At 68.2% G+C, this 15,259-nt stretch carries 15 protein-coding genes; 12 read left to right on the top strand and 3 right to left on the bottom strand.

The window, feature by feature from the left end:
- The first annotated feature begins 4 nt into the window (after window positions 1-4).
- Genes ASD42_RS32530 through ASD42_RS32520 form a run of 3 tightly spaced genes read left to right on the top strand, consistent with a single transcriptional unit; the run spans window position 5 to window position 3,695 of the window.
- Window positions 5-1,618 (top strand): N-acyl-D-amino-acid deacylase family protein, encoded by a 1,614-nt coding sequence (locus ASD42_RS32530; protein WP_056824825.1) that lies wholly within the window; start codon window positions 5-7, stop codon window positions 1,616-1,618.
- A complete protein-coding gene (locus ASD42_RS32525; RefSeq protein ID WP_084787393.1) occupies window positions 1,615-2,256 on the top strand; it encodes a bifunctional 4-hydroxy-2-oxoglutarate aldolase/2-dehydro-3-deoxy-phosphogluconate aldolase in 642 nt (213 codons plus the stop codon). Before ASD42_RS32530 ends, ASD42_RS32525 begins: the two co-directional genes overlap by 4 nt.
- A gap of 11 nt (window positions 2,257-2,267) precedes the next feature.
- Window positions 2,268-3,695 (top strand): GntP family permease, encoded by a 1,428-nt coding sequence (locus ASD42_RS32520; protein WP_056824375.1) that lies wholly within the window; start codon window positions 2,268-2,270, stop codon window positions 3,693-3,695.
- 78 nt (window positions 3,696-3,773) lie between these two features.
- Here the strand turns inward: ASD42_RS32520 and ASD42_RS32515 are convergent, their stop codons facing one another.
- Window positions 3,774-4,322 carry a TetR/AcrR family transcriptional regulator gene (locus ASD42_RS32515; RefSeq protein ID WP_056824373.1) on the bottom strand — a complete coding sequence of 183 codons (549 nt, stop codon included), beginning with the start codon at window positions 4,320-4,322 and terminating at the stop codon, window positions 3,774-3,776.
- A gap of 99 nt (window positions 4,323-4,421) precedes the next feature.
- Here ASD42_RS32515 and ASD42_RS32510 point away from each other — a divergent pair, with 99 nt between their 5' ends.
- A complete protein-coding gene (locus ASD42_RS32510; protein WP_056824370.1) occupies window positions 4,422-5,519 on the top strand; it encodes an FAD-dependent monooxygenase in 1,098 nt (365 codons plus the stop codon).
- Window positions 5,520-5,550: 31 nt separating this feature from the next.
- Here ASD42_RS32510 and ASD42_RS32505 read toward each other — a convergent pair whose 3' ends face one another.
- Entirely contained in the window at window positions 5,551-6,537 is a 987-nt protein-coding gene (locus ASD42_RS32505) for an MBL fold metallo-hydrolase (RefSeq protein WP_056824367.1), read from the bottom strand.
- A 47-nt stretch (window positions 6,538-6,584) separates the two neighbouring features.
- On the opposite strand from ASD42_RS32505, the gene ASD42_RS32500 reads away from it, so the two are divergent.
- On the top strand, window positions 6,585-6,980 hold the full coding sequence (locus ASD42_RS32500; protein WP_056824363.1) for a MerR family transcriptional regulator: 396 nt from the start codon (window positions 6,585-6,587) through the stop codon (window positions 6,978-6,980).
- Here the strand turns inward: ASD42_RS32500 and ASD42_RS32495 are convergent.
- Window positions 6,975-7,961, bottom strand: coding sequence for a helix-turn-helix transcriptional regulator (locus ASD42_RS32495; protein WP_056824361.1), 987 nt, complete (start codon window positions 7,959-7,961; stop codon window positions 6,975-6,977). The genes ASD42_RS32500 and ASD42_RS32495 overlap by 6 nt on opposite strands.
- 63 nt (window positions 7,962-8,024) lie before the next feature.
- On the opposite strand from ASD42_RS32495, the gene ASD42_RS32490 reads away from it, so the two are divergent.
- The 7 genes from ASD42_RS32490 (at window position 8,025) to argF (ending at window position 15,179) form a co-directional block, all read left to right on the top strand.
- The gene (locus ASD42_RS32490; RefSeq protein WP_056824358.1) at window positions 8,025-8,513 is read left to right on the top strand and encodes a pyridoxamine 5'-phosphate oxidase family protein; all 489 of its coding nucleotides are present in this window, start codon (window positions 8,025-8,027) and stop codon (window positions 8,511-8,513) included.
- 94 nt (window positions 8,514-8,607) lie between these two features.
- Window positions 8,608-9,831, top strand: coding sequence for a cation:proton antiporter (locus ASD42_RS32485; protein WP_056824355.1), 1,224 nt, complete (start codon window positions 8,608-8,610; stop codon window positions 9,829-9,831).
- 27 nt (window positions 9,832-9,858) lie between these two features.
- The gene (argC, locus tag ASD42_RS32480) at window positions 9,859-10,917 is read left to right on the top strand and encodes an N-acetyl-gamma-glutamyl-phosphate reductase (RefSeq protein ID WP_056824352.1); all 1,059 of its coding nucleotides are present in this window, start codon (window positions 9,859-9,861) and stop codon (window positions 10,915-10,917) included.
- Entirely contained in the window at window positions 10,914-12,140 is a 1,227-nt protein-coding gene (gene argJ / locus ASD42_RS32475) for a bifunctional glutamate N-acetyltransferase/amino-acid acetyltransferase ArgJ (protein WP_056824343.1), read from the top strand. Before argC ends, argJ begins: the two co-directional genes overlap by 4 nt.
- Window positions 12,137-13,051, top strand: a complete 915-nt coding sequence (argB, locus tag ASD42_RS32470; RefSeq protein ID WP_056824340.1) for an acetylglutamate kinase — start codon at window positions 12,137-12,139, stop codon at window positions 13,049-13,051. The genes argJ and argB overlap by 4 nt, the downstream gene beginning before the upstream one ends.
- Entirely contained in the window at window positions 13,048-14,250 is a 1,203-nt protein-coding gene (locus ASD42_RS32465; RefSeq protein WP_056824339.1) for an acetylornithine transaminase, read from the top strand. The genes argB and ASD42_RS32465 overlap by 4 nt, the downstream gene beginning before the upstream one ends.
- On the top strand, window positions 14,247-15,179 hold the full coding sequence (argF, locus tag ASD42_RS32460; RefSeq protein WP_056824336.1) for an ornithine carbamoyltransferase: 933 nt from the start codon (window positions 14,247-14,249) through the stop codon (window positions 15,177-15,179). Before ASD42_RS32465 ends, argF begins: the two co-directional genes overlap by 4 nt.
- Window positions 15,180-15,259: the final 80 nt, after the last annotated feature.

Genomic DNA, 15,259 nt, shown 5'->3' with positions numbered 1-15,259 from the left:
GACCATGACGCACTTGATCTTCCGTGACATCGACATCGTCGACGGCACCGGCGGCCCACGCACCCGCGGCGACGTGCTGGTCCGCGAGGGCCGCATCGCCGAGGTCGCGCCACCGGGCACCATCGAAGCCGACGCGAGAGTCGTCGCGGTGCGACCTGGTTCGGTCCTCACGCCCGGATTCATCGACATGCACGCGCATTCCGACCTGTATCTGCTCACCCATCCCGACCACTTCCCGAAGATCACCCAGGGGGTCACCACCGAGGTGATCGGCCAGGACGGGCTGTCCTACGCACCCATCGACGAGGCCACGCTCGCGGTGGTGCGCAAGCAGATCGCGGGCTGGAACGGCAACCCGGCGGACTTCGATTTCAGCTGGCGCACCGTCGCGCAATACCTGGACCGCCTCGACCAGGGCATCACGCCCAACGCCGCCTACCTCGTCCCGCAGGGCACCCTGCGCATGCTCGTGGTCGGCAGCGAACAGCGTGTCGCCACCACCGCCGAGATCGATCGGATGTGCGCGCTGCTGGCCGAGGGCTTCGACCAGGGCGCGGTCGGCATGTCCAGCGGACTCACCTACACGCCCGGAATGTATGCCGACACAGGCGAACTCGCCGCGCTGTGCGCGGTGGTCGCCTCCTACGGCGGCTTCTACGCGCCGCACACCCGCTCCTACGGCGCGGGCGCGCTCGAGGCATACGCGGAGATGATCGGCCTGGCGAAGGCCACCGGCTGCGCGCTGCACCTGACCCACGCCACCATGAACTTCGGCGTGAACCGTGGCCGCGCACCGGACTTCCTCGCGATGCTGGCCGCGGCCCGCGCCGACGGCTGCGACATCACCCTCGACACCTATCCCTATCTGCCCGGCTCGACCACTCTGTCGGCGTTGCTGCCCAGCTGGGCGATGTCGGGCGGCCCCGACGCCGCACTGGCTCGACTCGACGATCCGGCCGAGCGTGCCAGGATCACCGCCGATGTCGACGTCAACGGCTCGGACGGCTGCCACGGCGTCACCGTCGAATGGGAGACCATCCAGATCAGCGGCGTCGGCGACGACGCGTTGTCGGACGTGGTGGGCCGTACGGTCGCCGAGATCGCGGCCGAGCGCGGCATCGCCCCGGTGGCAGTGTTCTTCGACCTGCTGCGCCGCGACCAGCTCGCCACCACGATCCTGCAGCACGTCGGCCACGAGGAGAACGTGCGCGCCATCATGGTCGACCCCGGCCACATGGGCGGCAGCGACGGTCTGCTCGTCGGCGCCCGACCTCACCCACGCGCCTGGGGCACCTTTCCGCGCTACCTGTCGCGTTACGTCCGGGAGCTGGGCGTTCTCGGCCTCGAGGACTGCGTGCACCACCTCACCGGCCGACCGGCCGCGCGACTGCGCCTGGCCGACCGCGGCCTGATCCGAGCCGGCTACGCCGCCGACCTGGTCGTCTTCGATCCGGCGACGATCCACGACACGGCGACCTTCGACCATCCCCAACAGCAGGCACGCGGTATCGAGCACGTGCTGGTCAACGGCGAATTCGCGCTGGAGAACGGCACCGCCACGGGCGTGCGCGCCGGACGCGCCCTGCGTCTGGACACCACGAAGGAGGAAACGCGATGAACCCGATGCTCAGCTCGTCGTCGGAGGCCATGGACGTGATCCGCGCGGACCGGGCCCTCACGGTGGTCCGCGCCCCTGATATCCCCGACCCGGCCGCGCTCGCCGCGGCGCTCGCGGGCGCCGGGCTGCGGGCGGTCGAACTGACCTTCACCACCCTCGGGGTGCTCGACGCGATTAGCAAGGCCACCGCGGTCACCGACGCCGTGATCGGCGTCGGCACCGTGACCACTCGCGAGCAGGCCGAAGTGGCCATCGAGGTCGGTGCCCGGTTCCTGGTGACACCCGCGCTGCGTCCGGAAGTCGCGGAAGTGGCTGTAGCGCACTCGATTCCGGTGATCATGGGTGCGTTCACGCCGTCGGAGGTCCTCGCCGCGGCGGAGATGGGGGCAGCCGCAGTGAAGATCTTCCCGGCTCGCGCGCTCGGCCCGCAGTACGTCAAAGATCTGCTCGGCCCGTTTCCGCACATGTTCCTGATCCCCTCCGGCGGCGTCAATTCGCACAACGCCCGCGACTTCCTCCGAGCGGGCGCGATCGCCGTCACCGCGGGCACCGACGTGGTGGCCCCGTCCGACGTCGAGGCCGCGCGCTGGTCCCACATCGGCTCCAAAGCCGCGCATTTCGTTCATTCGCTTGATTGAGAGGTTCTTCCATGGGCGCCACCATCGACTGGTTGCGCACCACCACCCCCGGGTTGCTGGTGCTGTGCGGTCTCGCGATCGCTGTGCTACTCATCGCCATCATCAAGGTCAAACTGGAGCCGTTCATCGCGCTGCTGTTGACCGGACTGCTGCTGGCGCTGGCCGCCGGACTACCGATCTCCCAGATCGTCGGAACACCGCTGAAAGCCGGTGAGTCACTGCTGGAAACAGGCTTCGGCGGCATCCTCGGCCACATCGCGGTGATCATCGGTCTGGGCACCGTACTCGGCGCGATCCTCGAAAGATCCGGTGGCGCCGACGTGCTCACCGACAAGCTGCTGAAGATGTTCGGCGAGAAGGGTGCTCCCGTCGCGATGGGCCTGCTCGGCCTCATCTTCGGTATCCCCGTGTTCTTCGATATCGGCATCTTCGTGCTCGCGCCGCTGGTCTACGTCGCGGCCAAGCGTGGTGGGCGATCGCTGGTCCTCTACGCCATGCCGATGCTCGCGGGTCTGTCGATGACGCACGCGTTCCTGCCGCCGCATCCCGGTCCCGTCGCGCTCGGTGGGCTGCTCGGGGTGAGCCTGGGCTGGCTGATCCTCATGGGCTTCGTCTGCGGCATCCCGGGTTTCCTCGCCGCGGGCATCGTCTGGGGCTCCTATATCGGTCAGCGCGTGCAGGTTTCGGTGCCGGAGGAGTTCGTGCGGTTGGAGCCCGAGCCGGAGCTTGCTGAAGGTTCGGGCGGGACCGCGGTGATCACGAAGTCGCCGCCCTCGGTCGGGTTGATCGGTGGCATCATCGCGATCCCGCTGGTCTTGATCCTTGGCGCCACCTTCGGCTACCAGCTCCTCGACGCGGATTCGGCGCTGCTGCAGGTGCTCACCTTCTTCGGTACCCCCGCGGTCGCACTGCTCATCACCGTGCTCGTCGCGTTCTATCTGCTCGGGATCCGGCGTGGTTCGACGGTGCAGGAACTGAGCACCATCACCGCCGAATCGCTCAAACCGGTCGGCATGGTGCTGCTGGTGGTCGGTGCGGGCGCCTTCTTCGGCAAGGTCATCTCGGCCACCGGCATCGGCACGGCGCTGGCCGACACGATGTCGGCGGCCGGTCTGCCGATCATCGTGCTCGCCTACCTGATCAGCTGCGGTCTGCGGATCGCGCAGGGTTCGGCGACGGTCGCCATCGTCACCACGGGCGGCATCGTCGCCCCGCTGGTCGCCGAGCAGGGGTACTCGCAGATGTCGATCGCGTTGATCGCCATGGCGATCGCGGCGGGCTCGATCATCCTCAGCCACGTGAACGACGGTGGCTTCTGGATCATCGCGAAGTACTTCAACATGACCGTCAAACAGACGCTGCAGACCTGGACGGTCCTGGAAACCATTCTGTCCGTGGTGAGTTTCGCGGTCGCGGCCTTGCTGTTCTCGATCGTCTGACCACTGTTCACCGAGCCGGGGTTTCCGCCTGGACGAAAGTCGGGGAATGCCGGGCGCTACTCGACCGGTCGGCGTCGATCAGTCGAGTAGCGCCCGCGTGAGCCGGGCGAACGCTTCGCGGGGGTCCTTGCCGTCCTCCGCGCCGGTCAGCCGGTGGACGACCGCGCCGTCGAGGTAGTCGACGAGGATGCCGGCATCGGCCGCGGCCACACCGACAGCAGCGGCCATCTCGACCGCCCAGGCCCGCAGGCGCTGGTGCCCACGATGCAGTGATTCGGAGAGCGCGGGCATCGTCTGCGACTCGCCGAACAGGGCCAGGCGTGCCTGCGTGCGGATGCGGTCGGTGGTTGTCGCATGAGTGACGAACAGGGCGAGACCGTCGATGAGGTGCTCGACGGTAGCGGGGCCGAGTGCGCGGTTCAGCGTCTCCCAGTCGGCGTGATCGCGTTGTTCGAGGCGTTCGGCGAGACCGCAGAGCAGCGCCTCGCGAGTACGGAAATAGTTCGATGTCGAACCCGGCGGCAGGTCGGCGGCCCGGTCGACCGCGCGGTGAGTCAGCGCACGCGACCCGCCGGTGCCCAGTACCTCGATAGCGGCGTCGAGGACCTGTTCACGTTTGGTAGACACGCGCCGATACTACGCCCGTAGTGAATCGCACTACATTCGTAGTGTTGGTCACTACAGCCGTAGTACGGTCACGGAGGTACCTGAACGAGGGAGTGTGCGATGTCCACAGCAATCGTCGTCGGTGGCGGAATCGGCGGCATGGCCGCGGCGCTCGCGCTTGCGGGGAGGGGCTGGTCTGTCGAGGTGTTGGAGCGAGCGCCGGAGGTCGCGGAGGTGGGATCCGGGATTTCCCTGTGGTCCAACGCCTTACGCGCGCTGGATGCTCTGGGTGTTGGTGACACGGTCCGTGCGCAGGGAATGGCGGAGGTGTCGGCCGGAATTCGAGACGACCGTGGGCGATGGCTCTCACGCACCGACGTGGCGACACTGCGCGAGCGTTTCGGAGCTCCGATCGTGATCCACCGTGCCCGGCTGTTGGACATTCTGCGCGCGGCGCTCGATGAAGGCATGGTGCGCACCGGCGTCACGGTTCGCGAAGTGACCACCGACGGGACGGTGGTCCACTCCGCGGGCACTTCCTCGGCTGATCTGGTCGTCGGTGCCGACGGGATCCACAGCGTCGTCCGGCGTGCCGTCTGCGGCGACGTCGCACCGCGCTACGCCGGCTATACCGCCTGGCGCGCGGTGGTCGACATCGACGAGGCGCTCACCGAATTCGGTGAAACCTGGGGTCGGGGCGCACGTTTCGGTATGGCTCCGCTCGCGGACGGCCGCGTCTACTGCTTCGCGGTCTACAACGCCGTCGAGAACGCCACCGGCAGCCTCGCCGAAGTCCGCGATCTCTTCCAGAACTGGCACCATCCGATCCCGACCCTGCTCGCCGCCGCCGACCCGGACACGGTGCTGCACAACGATATCTACGACCTCCCCGCGCTGCCGACTTTCACGGCGGGCAGCATCGCCCTGCTCGGCGACGCCGCCCACGCGATGACGCCGAACCTCGGCCAGGGTGGCTGCCAAGCCCTCGAAGACGCGGTGGTCCTCGGCCGGCTGGCAGGCGAGCCCGACGGCCTCGCTCGCTACGACCGAGAACGTCGCCCCCGGACCGAGATGATCACCGAGCGCTCCGCCCGGATCGGCATCGTCGGTCAGCTGTCCGCGCGGCCACTGGTAGCCCTCCGCAACACGGCACTGCGCCTGACTCCCACATCGGCCCAGCTCCGTGCCATGACAGAGATTCTCGACTGGACCTGTTGAGCCGCGGTCGTTGTCGGCGAACCCGACTGCCTCAGATCTGGCTCGATCGGGAGGTGTGTGGGTCCTGTGTCCACGCGCACGCCGCCTGATGGTCGTGACTGGGAATGATGCGGACGGCGCCGCGGATCGCGTGCAGGCGGTGGACGGTTCGCCACGTCTCGGTGCGGTCGTTGTCGGCCAGCATGCCCGGATAGCCCGACTTCTGTCGCAGCTCCTCGACCTGGAGGTTGTGCCAGATCGCGTCGCCCGCGAGCAGGACCGGGCCGCGCTCGGTGCGCAAGAGCAAGCCGACGCTGCCCGGCGTGTGGCCGGACAGGTCGACGAGCACCACGGCGCCGTCTCCGAACAGGTCGTGGCTGCGGGAGAAGGTGAGAACAGGCGGGCCGTCGAGCTCGTAGACATCGAGAGGTCTGTCGCGAACAGCTCGCCGCACGCCGCCGACCGGTGCCACCGGACCCTCCATCACCCAGTCGTGCTCGGGCCGGTGCAGCCGCAGTGGCAACTCGGGGAGATCGAGGAGCCCGGCGACATGGTCCCAATGCAGATGCGTCGGTAGGGCGAAGTCGATGTCATGGGCGGCGATTCCGCTGCGGTGCAGAGAGTCTCGGATATCGATGATGTCACTCGGTGGTGTCACCGCGACTCGCAGAACGCGGGGAAGCTCGGCCACCGCCTGGTCCTGAACATCGACGCAGATGCCGGGGTCGACGAGAAAGGTTGCCGTCGGATGCCGGACGACGAAGGCCGTCATCGCGGATTCGATCCGGCGCGGGGCGAACACGCCTTCGACGACGGCCGCCGTCGGTACCCGCTTGGCATTCTGCGCCAGAACCGTCAGCTCGACCGTCGTCGTGCCGCGGGGGAGGCCGTTGTCGGGCAGCGAGGTCAGGAACCTGTGGTCGGGTCGGCGTGGTCGCAGGGCGCCGGTCACCGCCGACCCCACCGACCGGCAACACCGCCACAGGTCCGGCGACGCGACCGGGTCGATCAACTGCGTCCGATTGTCGTTGTGTCCCATGCGAACTACGCTAAAACTTCAGGTCGACCTGAAGTAAAGGGGCGAATGTGTCGAATACCGCCGAGTCGCGCCGCATCGGCGATGTCGCCGCCGAGCTGGGTGTCGCCACCCACGTCCTGCGCCACTGGGAAGACGTGGGCGTTCTCGTTCCACCCCGCGCGCCCGGCGGACAACGGATCTACGGCGGCGACCTGATCGTCCGAGCCCGTCTCGTCCAGCTCTGCCAGCGAGCCGGGCTGTCGCTAGCCGAGATCAAAGATCTGTTCGCGGTCCGCTCTCGCACCCGTCGCGTGGCGGTCTTCGCGGACAAACAGGCCGAATTGCGCACTCGCGTCGACGACCTCACCCGAACCATCGACTTTCTCGCCCATGTCCTGCGCTGCACCCACCCGATCGTGGACGAGTGCCCGGACTGCGTCGAGTTCAGCCGGGGCGGCTCATAGGTGAGCCGGCGGCGACCGGTGGTAGCGCGCGAGCATGGCGGCGGCAGTGGTGGTCATGGTCGCGCGGAGTTCGGGTGGGTCGAGGACTTCGACGTGCTGTCCCAAGGGGAGTAAGGCGTGGGCGAGGACCTCGTAGGACTCGGCGGGAATCGTGATCTCGGCCCAGCCGTCGGCGTCGGGTGGGCCCGCGGAGGCGAGGGCCTCGCGCACCGCGGCCGGGTCGTTCATCAGACGCAGCAGGCTCAGGTGTGCGGTGGCGATCCGGCAGTGGGCGCTGACGCGCAGCATCGATCGTGCGAACTGCTCGGCCGAGTCCTGCCAGTGCGTCGCGAGGTCGAAATCGGTGGGGCGGGTGAAGGATTCGCCTGTCGGTTCGGCTGTGGCGATCCGGCTCGCCCGGTACGAGCGGATGTCGGAGTGCTCGCGGGCGATCAGGTACCAGGTGCCTGCCTTCATGACCAGGCCGAGCGGGTCGAGGGTTCGTTCCACCGTGCGGTCGCGGCGGTGGTAGGTGATCGCGAGGCGGCGGTCGTGCCAGAGGGCGTCGGCAACGGTGGCGAGCGTGGGGGTGTCGTCGGGGCGCGCGAACCAGCCGGGCATGTCGATGTGGACGCGTTCGGCGATGCGGGTGGCCCGGCCGCGCAGTTCCGGCGGGAGAGCGGCGAGCATCTTCAGCTGGGCGGTGGCCAGCACGGTGCCGAGGCCGAGGTCGGCGGCGGCGCCGGGGAGGCCGGCGAGCAATACGGCGTCGGCTTCGTCGGAGGTGAGGCCGGTGAGTCGGGTTCGGTAGCCGTCGATCAACCGCACGCCGCCACCGCGCCCCGGTTCGCTGTACACCGGAACGCCCGCCTCCGACAGCGCCTCCACGTCCCTATACACCGTGCGCACCGAGACCTCGAGCTTCCGTGCCAACTCACTCGCGGTCGCCCCGCCGCCCGCTTGCAACAGCAGCAGTAACTGCACCAACCTGCTCGCCCGCATATTCCCGAGACTAGCCGCAAAACCTGACACAAGATGTCAAGGTTTGGTCGTACCGTACGAGATATGACCACGTGGAGACAGTTCACCGAAGAAGCACCGAGCGTCGCCGCCCTGTTCTCGCGTCGGCACCAGGCCACCGGCAAGCTGTGCATGCTCGCCACCCTGCGTGCCGACGGTTCGCCACGAATCAGCCCGATCGAACCGGTGATCTTCGAAGGCATGCTCGTCCTGGCGGGCATGCCGAACACCCGAAAATTCGACGACCTCGCTCGCGACCCGCGCTTCTGCCTGCACACCGCCACCGTCGACACCATGGTCTCCGACGGCGACGCGAAACTCTTCGGCACCGTCACCGACCTCCAGGATGAAACCGTCCACGCCCGCTTCGCCCAAAAGCTTTTCGACGACAGCGGTTTCGACATCCGCGGCGAGAAGTTCGACCACTTCTACATCGCCGACCTCACCGGCGCCTCGACGGTCGAAGTCATCGACGACCGCCTCGACATCACCGTCTGGAAACCCGGTGCGGGCGAAACGATCGTCCACAAATGAGCTGATCGAAGGCTGCCTGGTGCAGTGAGTGGGGTGAGGATCGACCGCGCGCGGTTTCGCGGATCGGCGGTGGCGCTGTGCCACGATGACCTGCATGGATCTGCTCGCTTCCGCTGGTGTCGGCGATCCCTCGCCGATCGTCTCGATGTTCTGGATCGCGCTCATCGCGGTGGCCGCGCCGCTGCTGTCGCGGCTGGTGCGCGGGTACCTGCCGGATGTGGTGATCCTGCTGGTGGCCGGGGCGGTGATCGGGCCGCATGTGCTCGGGTGGGCGAGTAGCGCGGGCGGCGTCGACCTGGTCAGCGAGTTGGGACTGGGGATGCTGTTCCTGCTGGCGGGCTACGAGCTCGATCCGCGGTTGTTGCGTGGCCGATCGGGGCACACAGCGTGGATCGTGTGGATCGTGTGCCTGCTGTTCGCGTTCGCGATCGTCGTGGTGGCGGCGGACAAGTCGACCGGCACGCGTGTCGCGGTCGCTATCGCGTTGACCTCCACCGCTCTCGGCACCCTGCTGCCGATCCTGAAGCAGTCCGGAATCGTCGACTCGCCACTGGGGCGCGCGGTGATGACGCACGGCGCCGTGGGTGAGCTGGGGCCGATCGTGGCGATGTCGGTGCTGCTCACCAGTAGAAATCCCGGTAGCGCGGTGGTGATCGTCTTGATGTTCGCGGTGGCGGCCCTTGTCGTCGGATTCGTGCCGTTGCGAATGCTCGACCGCATGCCCGATCTCGGCGCCGCGCTGGGCAAACTGGGGGGCGGTACCTCGCAGCTGCCGGTGCGTGGGGTGGTGCTGCTGCTGTTGGTGCTGATGGTGGTCGCCGAGGAATTCGATCTGGATGTGGTGCTCGGCGCCTTCGCCGCGGGCATGATCCTGCGACGGCTCATCGCGGCGGGACACCCGGATGTGGACTCGTCGCTGGAGGCCATCGGGTACGGGTTGCTGATCCCGGTGTTCTTCGTGGTGTCGGGGATGGGCATCGATGTCGCGGCGGTCGGTCGGAATCCGGGGCTGTGGTTGTGGTTCGTGGTCACCATCGCGATCGCTCGCGGCGTGCCCGTCTGGCTGAGCGAGCGATTCATGCCGCGCGGGGACAACCTGGTGACCGGACGCGAGCGGGTCGAATTGGCCCTCTATGCCGCGACGGGCCTGCCGATCATCGTCGCGGTGACCCAGGTAGCCACCCAGGCAGGGCTGCTGACCGCTGATGTCGCCTCGATCCTGGTCGCGGCGGGCGCGACGACCGTTCTGGTGTTTCCGCTGGTAGCGCGCCTGATCGGAGCGTCGGAGGCGAAGTCGGTCACACCCGCTCATGAATGAGCTTGCATAGTCGTGCATAATCATCACATGGTTGATTCGTCGGGAGGACCCGTGTTGCGGGTGGCGGTTGCCGGTGCGAGTGGATACGCCGGTGGCGAAGTGTTGCGTCTACTGCTCGGACATCCCGAATACCGAGCCGGGCGCCTCGAGATCGGGGCGCTGACCGCCGGTTCCAACGCGGGCACCGCACTGGGCGCCCTCCAGCCGCACCTGCTGCCGCTGGCCGACCGGATCCTCGACGAGACCACCCCCGAAATCCTGGCCGGTCACGACATCGTGTTCCTCGGCCTCCCGCACGGCCAGTCCGGCGCCATCGCGGCCGCCCTGTCCGACGAGACGATCATCATCGACTGCGGCGCCGACTACCGGCTCACCGACGCCGCTGCCTGGGAGAAGTACTACGGCAGCCCCCATGCGGGCAGCTGGCCCTATGGTCTGCCCGAACTGCCCGGTGGACGGGCGAAGCTCACCGGCGCTCGCCGGATCGCGGTGCCCGGCTGCTATCCGACCGTGTCCAGTGTGGCGCTGGCCCCGGCGATCGCCGCCGGGATCATCGAACCCGCCGTGAATGTCGTTGCGGTGAGTGGCACTTCGGGTGCCGGTCGCAAACTCGACGTCGGTCTGCTCGGTTCCGAGGTGATGGGCAGCGTGCGGGCCTACGGCATCGCGGGCGCGCACCGGCACACTCCAGAGATCGCGCAGAACCTGAAAGCCGCGGGCGGCGTGGATGTCTCGGTGTCGTTCACCCCGGTGCTGGCGCCGATGCCGCGCGGCATCCTCGCCACCTGCACCGCCCCGGTGAAGGTCGATGCCGCGCAGGCGCGCGCCGTCTACGAAAAAGCCTATGCCGACGAACCGTTCGTGCACCTGCTGCCCGAAGGCGTACTGCCGCAGACCGGTTCGGTACTCGGCTCCAACGCTATCACCCTGCAGGTGACCGTCGATGTCGACGCGGGTCTGCTCGTGGTGATCGGCGCGATCGACAACTTGACCAAGGGCACCGCGGGCGCCGCGGTGCAATCGATGAATCTGGCCGTCGGATTCGACGAGACCGCAGGACTTTCCACCGTAGGAGTGGCACCGTGACGACCCCTGATCCGCAGACCCCGGACCACGGCAAACTGATCCACACCCAGGGCGTCACCGCCCCGCTCGGCTTCCGCGCGGCGGGCATCGCGGCCGGTATCAAGGCCAGCGGCAAGCCGGACCTCGCACTGGTACTCAACGAGGGCCCCGAGTACTCGGCCGCCGGTGTGTTCACCAGCAACCAGGTCAAGGCCGCGCCGGTGCTGTGGTCGCAGCAGGTACTCAAGACCGGTCACGTGCGCGCGGTGATCCTGAACTCCGGTGGCGCGAACGCCTGCACCGGCCACGGCGGCTTCCAGGACACCCACAAGACCGCCGAGGAACTCGCCGCGGCACTGAGCAATTGGGGCACCGAGACCGGCGCGGGCGAGATCGCGGTCTGTTCCACCGGTCTCATCGGTGACCGCCTGCCGATGGACAAGCTCGTCCCCGGTATCACCGAGATCGTGCACGAGATGGGCGGCGGCATGTCGGGTGGCTCCGATGCCGCCCACGCCATCATGACCACCGACACCGTGCCGAAGGAGTCGGCGTTCCACAGCGAGGACAAGTGGAATGTCGGTGGGATGGCCAAGGGCGCTGGCATGCTCGCGCCGTCGCTGGCCACCATGCTCGTCGTGCTCACCACCGACGCCGTCGCCACGCCCGACCAGCTCGACTCCGCGCTGCGCAAGGCCACGAAGTACACCTTCGACCGGCTCGATGTCGACGGCTCCTGCTCCACCAACGACACCGTGCTGCTGCTGGCCAACGGTGCCAGCGGCGTCGCGCCCTCGCAGGAGGATCTCGACGCCGCGGTGTTCACCGTGTGTGACGACCTGGCCGCGCAGCTGATGGCCGATGCCGAGGGCGTCACCAAGCGGGTCCAGGTCACCGTCGCCGGCGCGGTCTCCGAGGACGAGGCGCTCACCGTCGCCCGCGCGGTCGCCCGCGACAGTCTGGTCAAGACCGCGTTGTTCGGCTCCGACCCGAACTGGGGTCGCGTGCTCGCCGCCGTCGGCATCGCGCCGGTGACCCTCGATCCGAACCGGATCGCGGTGTCGTTCAACGGCAATCCGGTCTGCGTCGACAGTGTCGGCGCGCCCGGCGCCCGCGAGGTCGACCTGTCCGGCGAAGACATCGACGTGCTGATCGAGCTGAATGTGGGCGAGGGCACCGCGATGGTGCGCACCACCGACCTCTCGCACGCCTACGTCGAAGAGAACTCGGCGTACAGCTCATGAGTAGCAGTGCGGTGCTAAATCTTTCGGCGCTGGACAAAGCGCACGTGCTCGCCGACGCGTTGCCGTGGCTGCAGAAGTTCCGCGACAAGATCGTGGTCGTGAAGTACGGCGGGAACGCCATGGTCGACGACGAACTCAAGGCCGCCTTCGCCGCCGACATGGCGTTCCTGCGCACCGTCGGCGTACATCCCGTGGTCGTGCACGGCGGTGGCCCGCAGATCAACGCCATGCTGAAAAGGCTCGGTATGGCAGGCGAATTCCGCGGCGGCTTCCGCGTCACCACCCCCGAGGTGATGGACGTGGTGCGGATGGTGCTGTTCGGTCAGGTCGGCCGTGAGCTCGTCGGGCTGATCAACGCGTACGGCCCGTACGCGGTCGGCATCTCCGGTGAGGACGCGCACCTGTTCACCGCCACTCGGCGCACCGTCGCCGTCGAGGGCGTCGCCACCGACATCGGCCTGGTCGGCGACGTCACCGAGGTCAACCCCGGCGCCGTGCTCGACCTGATCGACGCGGGCCGCATCCCGGTGGTCTCCACCATTGCCCCCGACGCCGACGGCGTGGTGCACAACATCAATGCCGACACCGCCGCCGCCGCACTGGCCGAGGGCATCGGCGCGGAGAAGCTCGTCGTGCTCACCGACGTCGAGGGCCTCTACACCGACTGGCCGGACCGCTCCTCGCTGACCAGCCAGATCGACACCGACGCGTTGGCGAAGTTGCTGCCGCGCCTGGATGCGGGCATGGTGCCGAAGATGGAAGCGTGCTTGCGCGCCGTGCTCGGCGGGGTCCCCAGTGCCCACGTGATCGACGGGCGCGTGCCGCATTCGGTACTACTGGAACTGTTCACCGGAGAAGGAATCGGAACCATGGTGACCCCCGCCGGGTCGCCGGATGGAACGCAATCATGAGCGAAGTAGAGAAGCTGCAGCAGCGGTGGTCGGCCGCGATGATGGACAACTACGGCACCCCGAAGGTCGCGCTGGTGCGCGGCGCCGGTGCGGTGGTCTACGACGCCGACGGCAAGCGCTACATCGACTTCCTCGGTGGCATCGCGGTCAACAGCCTCGGCCACGCCCACCCCGCCATCCTGGAAGCGGTCACCCAGCAACTGGGCACGCTCGGCCACGTGTCGAACCTGTACGCCAGCGAGCCCGTGATCGAGCTGGCCGAGAAGCTGCTGGCCCACTTCGGCGACGGTGAGGGCAAGGCGTTCTTCTGCAACTCCGGCACCGAGGCCAACGAGGCCGCGTTCAAGATCGCGCGGCTCACCGGACGGTCCAAGATCGTCGCCGCCGAGGAGGCGTTCCACGGACGCACCATGGGCGCGCTCGCCCTGACCGGTCAGCCGGCCAAGCGGACGCCGTTCGAGCCGATGCCGCCCGGCGTCGTGCACGTGCCCTACGGTGACGCCGCCGCGCTCGAAGCCGTGGTCGATTCCGACACCGCCGCGGTCTTCCTCGAGCCCATGATGGGGGAGAGCGGTGTGGTCGTCCCGCCGTTCGACTACCTGGCCAAGGCGCGCGAGATCACCTCGCGGGCCGGGGCGCTGCTGATCCTCGACGAGGTGCAAACCGGAATCGGGCGCACCGGAACGTTTTTCGCGCACCAGGCGGCGGGCATCGTGCCCGACGCGATCACCCTGGCCAAGGGCCTCGGTGGCGGGCTGCCGATCGGTGCCGTGCTGGCCCAGGGCCGGGCCGCCGAACTGCTCACGCCGGGTCTGCACGGCACAACCTTCGGCGGCAATCCCGTCTGTGCCGCGGCGGCTCTGGCCGTGTTGCGCACGATCGACTCCGACAACCTGCTGACCCACGTGGAGTGGGTGGGCAAGAAGCTCAGCGACGGGATCGCGTTGCTCGAGCATCCGGAGATCGACCACGTGCGTGGTGCGGGTCTGCTCATCGGCATCGTGCTGAAGAACAACATCTCCGCCTATGTCGACGAACGGGCGCGCGAGGCCGGCTACCTGCTGAACCCCGCCAAGCCCGACGTGATCCGGTTGGCGCCGCCCCTGGTGCTCACCGAAACCCAGGCCGATAATTTCGTCGCCGACCTGCCCGAGATCCTCGACAAGGCCGCCGCCGATGCTAAGGGAGCGACCAAGTGACCCTGCGTCATTTCTTGCGCGACGACGATGTGACCCAGGCCGAACAGGCCGAGATCCTCGCCATCGCCGCCGCATTGAAGAAGGACCCCTTCCTGCACCGGCCGCTGGACGGCCCGCGCGGGGTCGGCGTGATCTTCGAGAAGAACTCCACCCGCACCCGCTTCTCGTTCGAGCTCGGCATCGCGCAGCTCGGCGGGCACGCGGTGGTCGTCGACGGCCGCGACACCCAGCTGGGTCGTGAGGAAACCCTCGGTGACACCGGCAGCGTGCTCTCGCGCTACGTCGACGCCATCGTGTGGCGGACCTTCGAACAGGCCCGCCTCGACGAGATGGCTGTCACCGCAACGGTTCCCGTGGTGAACGCGCTGTCCAACGAGTTCCACCCCTGCCAGGTGCTCGCCGATCTGCAGACGATCAGCGAGCGCAAGGGTTCGCTCGCCGGGCTGAACCTCACCTACTTCGGCGACGGCGCCAACAATATGGCGCACTCGCTGTTGCTCGGTGGCGTGACGGCGGGCATGAACGTGACCGTGGCCGCGCCCGCGGGCTTCGAACCGCTGCCGTGGATCCTGGACGCCGCCGCCAAGCGGGCCGCGGAAACCGGTGCGACCGTGTCGGTCACGGGTGACCCGGTGGTCGGCGCGACCGGCGCGGACGTGCTCGTCACCGACACCTGGACCTCCATGGGTCAAGAGAACGACGGTCTCGACCGCGTCGGCCCGTTCCGTCCGTTCCAACTCAACACCGAGCTGCTCGCCCACGCCGCTTCGGAAGCGATTGTGCTGCACTGTCTTCCGGCGCACCGCGGCGAGGAGATCACCGACGAAGTGCTCGACGGCGAACACAGCGTGGTCTGGGACGAAGCCGAGAACCGCCTGCACGCCCAGAAGGCGCTGCTGGTGTGGCTGCTCGCGAAAGCCGCCGCGTGAGACCGCGAACCGGGGCCGGCGTGGGGGCCGGGCGATGAGCGAGCGCAGCGAGCGGCCGGAAAACACAGCCGCCCGTGCGG

Origin of the sequence: Nocardia sp. Root136 (genome assembly GCF_001427185.1) — a bacterium.
Classification (GTDB): Bacteria; Actinomycetota; Actinomycetes; order Mycobacteriales; family Mycobacteriaceae; genus Nocardia; species Nocardia salmonicida.
This window is presented reverse-complemented; position numbering and strand designations above follow the sequence as displayed.